The following is a 7,453-nucleotide window of genomic DNA, read 5'->3' on the forward strand; positions in this document are numbered from 1 at the left end:
GCACCGGATGGATGACCGACTGGCGGTTGACCTTCGGTGGGGAGCACATGGGGTGGGAGGGCGCGCTGGCCACCCTCGTGGAGGCGCCGCGGTCGCAGTTGTTCGTCGCGCTGTACGACATCGCTCCGATGGACGAGGACTCGATGGACCGCTGGGAGGGTGTCGGGCTCGACATATACCGGCGGATGCGGGTGCGGGTGCACACGCTGGACGGCGAGGAGCCCGCGTGGTGCTACGTGCTCAACGGGTACGAGGGGGGCCTGCCCTCGGCCCGCTATCTGGGCGACATCGCGGACGCGGCGGAGTCGGCCGGGGCGCCGCACGACTACGTGATGGAGCTGCGTAAGCGCCCCTGCTAGGGGTTCCGCCAGGGCCTGGTCAGGGAGCTGGCCGGGGCACTGGCCAGGCCGTGGCCCGAGAGCTGGGTGTATCAGGCACAGAACGCACACACGAGGGCCCGCTCAGCGGCGGCTCGTCCGTGTGTTCGTCCGGATTCACGTCCCGCGTCTACGCGCGTAGGCGAGAAAGGGCTACCCTCGTCGCGTGAACGCTTCAGCCACTACGCGCATCCCCGACGACCCCTACCGCACCGCCGACGAGGCCGCGGCCAAGCTGCGGGCCCTGACCGGCGAGGAGAGCCACGACGTGGCCCTCGTCATGGGCTCGGGCTGGGTGCCCGCGGCCGACGCGCTCGGGGTCCCCGACCACGAACTGGCCGTCACCGAGCTGCCGGGCTTCCCGCCGCCGACCGCCGCGGGGCACGCGGGCAAGATCCGCTCCCACACGGTGGGCGGCAAGCGCGCGCTCGTCTTCCTCGGCCGTACGCACGCGTACGAGGGCCGCGGTGTCGCGGCCGTCGCGCACGGGGTGCGCACGGCCGTGGCGGCGGGCTGCAAGACCATCGTCCTGACCAACGGGTGCGGCGGCCTGCGCGAGGGCATGCGCCCGGGTCAGCCGGTGCTCATCAGCGACCACATCAACCTGACCGCCGCCTCCCCCATCGTCGGCGCCAACTTCGTCGACCTGACCGATCTGTACTCGCCGCGGCTGCGGGCGCTGTGCCAGGAGATCGACCCGACGCTGGAAGAGGGCGTCTACGTCCAGTTCCCCGGGCCGCACTACGAGACGCCCGCGGAGATCGGTTTCGTCCGCACCATCGGCGGTGACCTGGTGGGCATGTCCACCGTGCTGGAGGCCATCGCGGCGCGGGAGGCGGGCGCCGAGGTGCTCGGTGTCTCCCTCGTCACCAACCTCGCGGCGGGCATGACGGGCGAGCCCCTCAACCACGAGGAGGTCCTGCAGGCGGGCCGCGACTCGGCCTCCCGCATGGGCACGCTGCTGGCGCAGGTGCTTCAGCGGCTCTGAGGCCGCGTCCGCAGTTCCCTCTCCAGCTCTCCACCGCGAAAGGCAGGACAGACACGATGAGCGACGGCCGGCGGGACGACGCACGGTCCGGCGGGGCCGGTGAGGCCACCGGGGTACGGGGCGCGGGCGAGGCGCCCGGGCCCGGGGCGCAGGCTCCGGATTCCGACGAGGCGCTGCTGGCCCGGGCCCGCGACTGGCTGGCCGAGGACCCCGACCCGCAGACCCGGCAGGAGCTGGCCGAGCTCGTCGACGCCCGGGCGGTGGAGGAGCTGCGGGAGAGGTTCTCCGGCACCCTCCAGTTCGGCACGGCGGGCCTGCGCGGCGAGCTGGGTGCGGGCCCGATGCGGATGAACCGCTCCGTCGTCATCCGCGCCGCCGCCGGGATCGCCGCTCACCTGCGGGCTCACCGGGCCGGCGCCGCCGCGCAGGGCGAGGAGCCGCTGGTCGTCGTCGGCTACGACGCACGGCACAAGAGCGCCGACTTCGCCCGCGACACCGCCGCGGTCATGGTCGGCGCGGGCCTGCGCGCGGCGGTGCTGCCGTCGCCGCTGCCCACTCCGGTGCTCGCCTTCGCGGTGCGGCATCTGGGCGCCGCCGCCGGGATCATGGTCACGGCCAGTCACAATCCGCCGCGCGACAACGGCTACAAGGTCTACCTGGGTGACGGACTGCAGATCGTGCCGCCCGCCGACGGGGAGATCGCGGCCCAGATCTCCTCCGTCGGCCCCCTGGCGGGTGTGGTGCGGGCCGAGTCAGGCTGGCAGGTGCTCGGCACCGAGGTGCTCGACGCCTACCTGGCGCGTACGGGTGCCGTCCTCACCGAGGGGTCACCGCGCGAGGTGCGGGTGGTGCACACCGCGATGCACGGTGTGGGACACGAGACGGCGCGGCTGGCGTTCGAGCGGGCGGGTTTCCCCTCGCCGGTGCCGGTCGCCGAGCAGGCCGAGCCCGATCCGGACTTCTCCACGGTGGCGTTTCCCAATCCGGAGGAGCCGGGCGCGATGGAGCGCGCGTACGCGACCGCGCGTGCCTGGGAGGCCGAGCACGGCGAGCGCCCCGACGTGATCATCGCCAACGACCCGGACGCCGACCGCTGCGGCGTCGCCGTGCCCGACGCGGCGGCCGAGGACGGCTGGCGGATGCTGCGCGGCGACCAGGTGGGCGCGGTGCTGGCCACCCACCTGATCCACAAGCACGCCAAGGGCACGTTCGCGACGACGATCGTCTCCTCTTCGCTGCTGGAGCGCATCGCCGAGGCCGCCGGGCTGCCGTACACGGAAACGCTGACGGGGTTCAAGTGGCTGGCCCGCGTCGACGGACTGCGGTACGGCTACGAGGAGGCGCTGGGCTACTGCGTCGACCCGGAGGGTGTCCGCGACAAGGACGGCATCACGGCGGCGCTGCTGGTCGCCGAGCTCGCCGCCGAGCTGAAGCAGGCGGGGCGCACCCTGACCGATCTGCTGGACGACCTCGACGTCGAGTACGGCGTCCACGCCACCGACCAGCTTTCCGTGCGGGTGGACGACCTGTCGCTGATCGGTTCGGCGATGGAGCGGCTGCGCGCCGAGCCGCCGACGGCGCTGGGCGGGCTCGGGGTCGCCCGCGTGGACGACCTCACCCGGGGCACCGAGTCGCTGCCGCCGACGGACGGGCTGCGCTACTGGCTGGCCGGTGCGGACGGGGTCGGCGGTGGCCGCGTGGTGGTGCGGCCGAGCGGGACCGAGCCCAAGCTCAAGTGCTATCTGGAGGTCGTGGTTCCGGTGGGCGAGGCCGCCGGTCTGGGGCCCGCGCGTGAGCGTGCCGCGGCGGTGCTGGACCGCTTCAAGGACGACCTGCGGCGGGCGACGGGGCTGTAGCCAGGCCGCGGATCCGGGCCGCGGGGCCGAGCCCGTGGCCCGGGTCCGGCAGGGACGGGCGGCTGTTCCGGTGGTTCGGATGTGCGCACACCGGAATAGTCGCCCCTTTGTTCGAGTTCGGTGGAGGGGACGCGTCGTCCCACCGACCACCGCGAACGGAGGAGCCCGCCCGATGTGGCACGGCGATCAACTGGACCTGGACGCCTACCTGGCGCGGCTGGGATACGAGGGGCAGCGCACCCCCACCCTGGAGACGTTGCGCGCGCTGCACCGGGCCCACGTCCTGTCGGTGCGCTGGGGCAACCTGGACTGCTTCCTGCACCGGCCGGTCTCGCTGGACCTGGCCGACGTCCAGGACAAGCTGGTGCGCCGCGGCCAGGGCGGCTACTGCTTCGAGCACACCGTGCTCTACGCGGCGGCGCTGGAGCGGCTCGGCTTCACCTTCACCGCCGTCTCGGGCCGGACCCGCATGGGCACGGACAAGATCCTCCCGGCGACGCACGCGATGCTGCTCGTCACCGTCGAGGGGCGCCGCTGGCTGAGCGACATCGGCTTCGGCACCAGCCCCCTGGACATCATCGAACTGGTGGACGGCAACGAGCCGACCGTCGAGGGGCGCAGGTTCCTGCTGCGGCACACCGAGGTCACCCCGCGAGCCGAGGGCTGGATGCTGCACCAGCAGGACGCCGACGGCGGCTGGATGGCGCGGCACACCTTCACCGAGAACCCGCAGTACCCGGCCGACTACGCGCTCGGCAACCACTTCATCGCCACCAGCTCCCACTCCCCCTTCAACCGCCGCCCCTTCCTCCAGCGGGTACGCGCCGACCGCACCGACCAGCTCGACGGCCTCACCTGGACGACCACCGCCGCCACCGGCCTGGCCCCCGAGGAGGAACGCACCGTCGAGCCCTCGGAGCTGCCCAAGCTGTTCGCCGACCCCTTCGGCATCGACCTGTCCGAGGACGACGCCCGACTGCTGGTCGACCACGTCGAACGCGCCGGACGGTCCACCGGCCGCGGCTAGTCGGCCGGGGGGCGGTCGGCTCCGGGCCGGGGTCCCGCCTCGAGAGCCCGGGCGTAGTCGGCCAGGGTGCGCTGTGCCGTCCAGCCCTGGCGGCGGGCCCTGGTGACGTCCAGGACGACGCCGTGCGCCAGCTGTTCGACGGCGTAGCGGGTGAGCGGCGGCTCGCCGAGCGGACGCCGCCGCGCCGCCCGCTCGACGACCGCCGCCGCCGCGCGGGCGAGAGCCGCGGGAAGGTGCCCGACACGGGCGTGCACCCCGTGGGCGGCCAGCACGGTGCGGACCGCCTCGTCCCGGCTGTAGGGCACCGGGTCCGCGATGTTGTAGGCGCCCGGCGGCCAACCGGCGCCCGCGGCGGCCAGGCAGGCGTCGGCCAGGTTCTCCACAGCCGTCAGGCTCAGCCGCACGTCACGGCCCGGCAGCAGCAACAGGCCGCGCCTGACCCGTGCCAGGAGCCGCGGCGCCAGATGCGGGTCGCCCACGCCGTACACCGCGCGGGGCCGCAGCACCACCGCACCGGCGGACAGGGCCAGCGCCTCGCCCGCCGCCTTCGTGCGCCCGTAGGCGTTCAGCTGGGCGCCCACCGGGTGCTCTTCCCGCAGCCGCGCCCGCTCCGGTCCCGGCGCGTAGACGCTGGCGCTGCTCACCCACACCAGGGGCCTGCCCGCCGCGGCCTCAAGCAGTGCGGCCGTCCCCTCCACGTTGACCGCGCGCATCGCCGCCTCGCCGGGCGAGCCCGGCACCGGGTCGCCCACGGCGGCGGCGCAGTGCACCACCGCCTCGGCCCCGCCCAGGTCCGGCGCCCGGCCCAGCGCCGCGTCCCAGTACACGTGACGGCCGACGGGCCCTGGCCGCCGGCCCACGCACACCACCTCGGCGCCCTGCGCGGCGGCGGCCCGCGCGACGTAACTGCCGCAGAAGCCGCTCGCTCCGGTGACAGCGATCGTGGTCACGGTTCCTCCCCTGTCCGACGAGTGGCGCGGTCTCCCGGTGGTCCGCAGCCGTGTCCCGGTGGCCCCGGGTGGTGCTCGGGCGGCGTGCGGCGGGGCCGCTCCGCGGGCGCGGCACCGGCGCGGGGGCCGGCACCGGCGCGGGGGCCGGTGTTGGCGCGGGGGTCGGTGTTGGCGCGGGCGCGGACGGTGAGCGTGCGCCAGGCGGGGAGAGCCGCTCGGCGGTCGGCGCGGGCGCGGACGACGGCAGGGCGGTAGGGGGCCAGCGCGGCCAGCAGGTCGGCGAGCTGCGCCCGCGCCAGCCGGGCACCCGGGCACGCGTGCGGCCCCGCCCCGAAGACGAGCTGCGCCACGGCGGCCGGCGCGGGAGCGGCGGCGCACGGCGCGTCGCGGTGGGCGCGGACAGCGTGCCGCGCCACCAGAATCAGCCGGTCGCCGCCCCGTACCGGACAGCCTTCGAGCGTCCCCGGGGCGCCCGCCACCCGCGGCAGCAGCGGCGAAGGCGCCGTCACCCGCAGGAGCTCGCCGACGAGCGCGTCCCGCGCCCGCCGGTCACCGGCCTCCTCCCACAGCCCGGCATCCGCGCACCAGGCGGCGGCCCGGGGCAGCGCCGCGACCGTCGTGGTGACGGCGGCGACCGCGACCATGGCCCGCAGCCCGTCGCCGGCCCGGCCGGGCGCCTCGGGAAGGTCCGCCGTGGGCCGGCCGGACGCCGACCGGCCCCGCGCCGACGGGTCCGTGCCGGTGGGGGCGCAGGCTTGGGCCAGCAGGGTCTCCAGCCGTGCGGTCGCGCGGGCGGCGGCGCGGGACGCACCGGGGCGGCGGGGCCCCGGCAGGTGGTCGCGGACGGTGGCCGCCGCCGCGTCGGCCGCGGCCCGCGCGAGCGCCCGCGGTTCGGCGGCGACACCCAGCAGGGCGCACACCGTGGCGCCCGCCAACTCGTGGGCCAGGGCGACGAGGTCGATGTCGTGGCCGGACGCGAGCGGGGCGAGGCGGCGGGTGATGACCTGCTGCCATACCGGGCGCAACCGCGCGACGCCCGCCGAGCCGAGGTCGTCGGCGAGGGTGCGCCGGGCCCCTCTGTGGCCGTCGCCCTCTTGGTCGAAGAGCGCGCCTCCACCGGCGTGTTCGCGTACGGCGCCGCCCGTGGTCCCGGCCGCCGTGCGATCCAGCGGCAGGTGGGTGAGGGCGTGCCGGTAGGCGTCCGTGCCGTGCACCAGTGCCGTGCGGCCGAGCCGGACGACGGGGCGGCGGCGGGCGGCGGCGAGGAGGGCGAACAGCAGCGGGTGCGCACGGGTGTACACCTGCCGGTCGCGGCGCCGCGCGGCCCGCACGCCGGGTGGTGGCTGGGCGGCCCCGGCCGGTGCGGAGGCGCGGGGCGCGGTGCGGCGCGAGGTGCCGGGCGGATCCCCTCGCGTGCCGGACGGGGTCCCCCGCGTGCCGGGCGGAGCCCCTCGCGTGCCGGGTGGCGTGGTTCTCGGCGCTCTCATCGGTTGGCCAGCTCCCGTCGGCGCCCCGCGGCCAGCAGCGCGGTCGCCGCGCGGTCGGGTTTCCGTGACCGCCCGGTCAAGGGGATGTCGGCGAGGAGCACGCCGTCCGGGCGGGCCGAGCCCATGCGCCGCAGGGGCTCCCGCAGCGCGGCACGCAGCAGCCGGCGGTCGGCGCCGGGGCTGGGCTGGATGACGGCGACGAGCTGCTCGTCGCCGTCCCGCACGGGGACGCCGACGAGCAGCGCGAGGTCGACACCGGGCACGTGGAGCGCGGGTTCGTACAGCCCCGGGTAGATGTTCTCGGCGCGCCGCAGCACCATGTCCTTCATCCGTCCTCCGAGGACGAGACGGCCTCGGGCGTCCAGGTGGGCGCGGTCGCCGGTGGCCACCCACGGGTCGGGGTCCGCGCCGAGGTAGCGGTGGCGGGCGCCGGGCCCGGAGAGGAAGAGTTCGCCCGTCGGTCCCGTCTTGGCCTCCACGCCGGGCAGCGGGGCGCCCAGCAGGTCGCCGTCCCCCTCGTAGGCCGCCTTGTCCGCCGCCTCGACGGCGGCTGCCGGGAAGAGTTCGGTGAGCGCGTACACGCCCCAGGCCTCCGCAGCTCCGGCCTCCTTCACGCGGCCGAGCAGCGTGGCGCCCGCGGGCGCCGAGCCGGTCCACACCCGCCCGGTGAAGCGGGCGTCCGCCGCGAGGGCGGCCCGCAGTTGAGGCGGGGTCAGGTAGGTGGCCTGGGGGCGCAGGCGGCGCAGCTGCCGGGCCAGGAGGCGGGGC

6 protein-coding genes and 1 pseudogene are annotated in these 7,453 nt (G+C 76.1%); 4 read left to right on the top strand and 3 right to left on the bottom strand.

The features are described 5' to 3' along the window. The 4 genes from AB8Z75_RS29155 to AB8Z75_RS29170 all read left to right on the top strand — a co-directional run. On the top strand, positions 1 to 359 hold a 359-nt coding region (locus AB8Z75_RS29155), incomplete at its 5' end, for a gamma-glutamylcyclotransferase (RefSeq protein ID WP_369207176.1). 184 nt (positions 360 to 543) lie between these two features. Further along, positions 544 to 1,365, top strand: coding sequence for a purine-nucleoside phosphorylase (locus AB8Z75_RS29160; protein ID WP_369207178.1), 822 nt, complete (start codon positions 544 to 546; stop codon positions 1,363 to 1,365). 56 nt (positions 1,366 to 1,421) lie between these two features. Further along, a complete protein-coding gene (locus AB8Z75_RS29165; protein ID WP_369207180.1) occupies positions 1,422 to 3,221 on the top strand; it encodes a phospho-sugar mutase in 1,800 nt (599 codons plus the stop codon). Positions 3,222 to 3,393: 172 nt separating this feature from the next. Further along, positions 3,394 to 4,248 (top strand): arylamine N-acetyltransferase, encoded by an 855-nt coding sequence (locus AB8Z75_RS29170; RefSeq protein WP_369207182.1) that lies wholly within the window; start codon positions 3,394 to 3,396, stop codon positions 4,246 to 4,248. Here the strand turns inward: AB8Z75_RS29170 and AB8Z75_RS29175 are convergent. The 3 genes and pseudogenes from AB8Z75_RS29175 to AB8Z75_RS29185 form a co-directional block, all read right to left on the bottom strand. Next, positions 4,245 to 5,198, bottom strand: coding sequence for an NAD-dependent epimerase/dehydratase family protein (locus AB8Z75_RS29175; RefSeq protein ID WP_369207184.1), 954 nt, complete (start codon positions 5,196 to 5,198; stop codon positions 4,245 to 4,247). The genes AB8Z75_RS29170 and AB8Z75_RS29175 overlap by 4 nt on opposite strands. Then, positions 5,195 to 6,685, bottom strand: a complete 1,491-nt coding sequence (locus AB8Z75_RS29180) for a cytochrome P450 (RefSeq protein WP_369207186.1) — start codon at positions 6,683 to 6,685, stop codon at positions 5,195 to 5,197. Before AB8Z75_RS29180 ends, AB8Z75_RS29175 begins: the two co-directional genes overlap by 4 nt. Next, positions 6,682 to 7,453: pseudogene (locus tag AB8Z75_RS29185) on the bottom strand (long-chain fatty acid--CoA ligase); the annotation flags it as partial. The pseudogene AB8Z75_RS29185 and the gene AB8Z75_RS29180, both read right to left, overlap by 4 nt.

This window comes from Streptomyces sp. PU-14G (assembly GCF_041028275.1).
GTDB lineage: Bacteria > Actinomycetota > Actinomycetes > Streptomycetales > Streptomycetaceae > Streptomyces.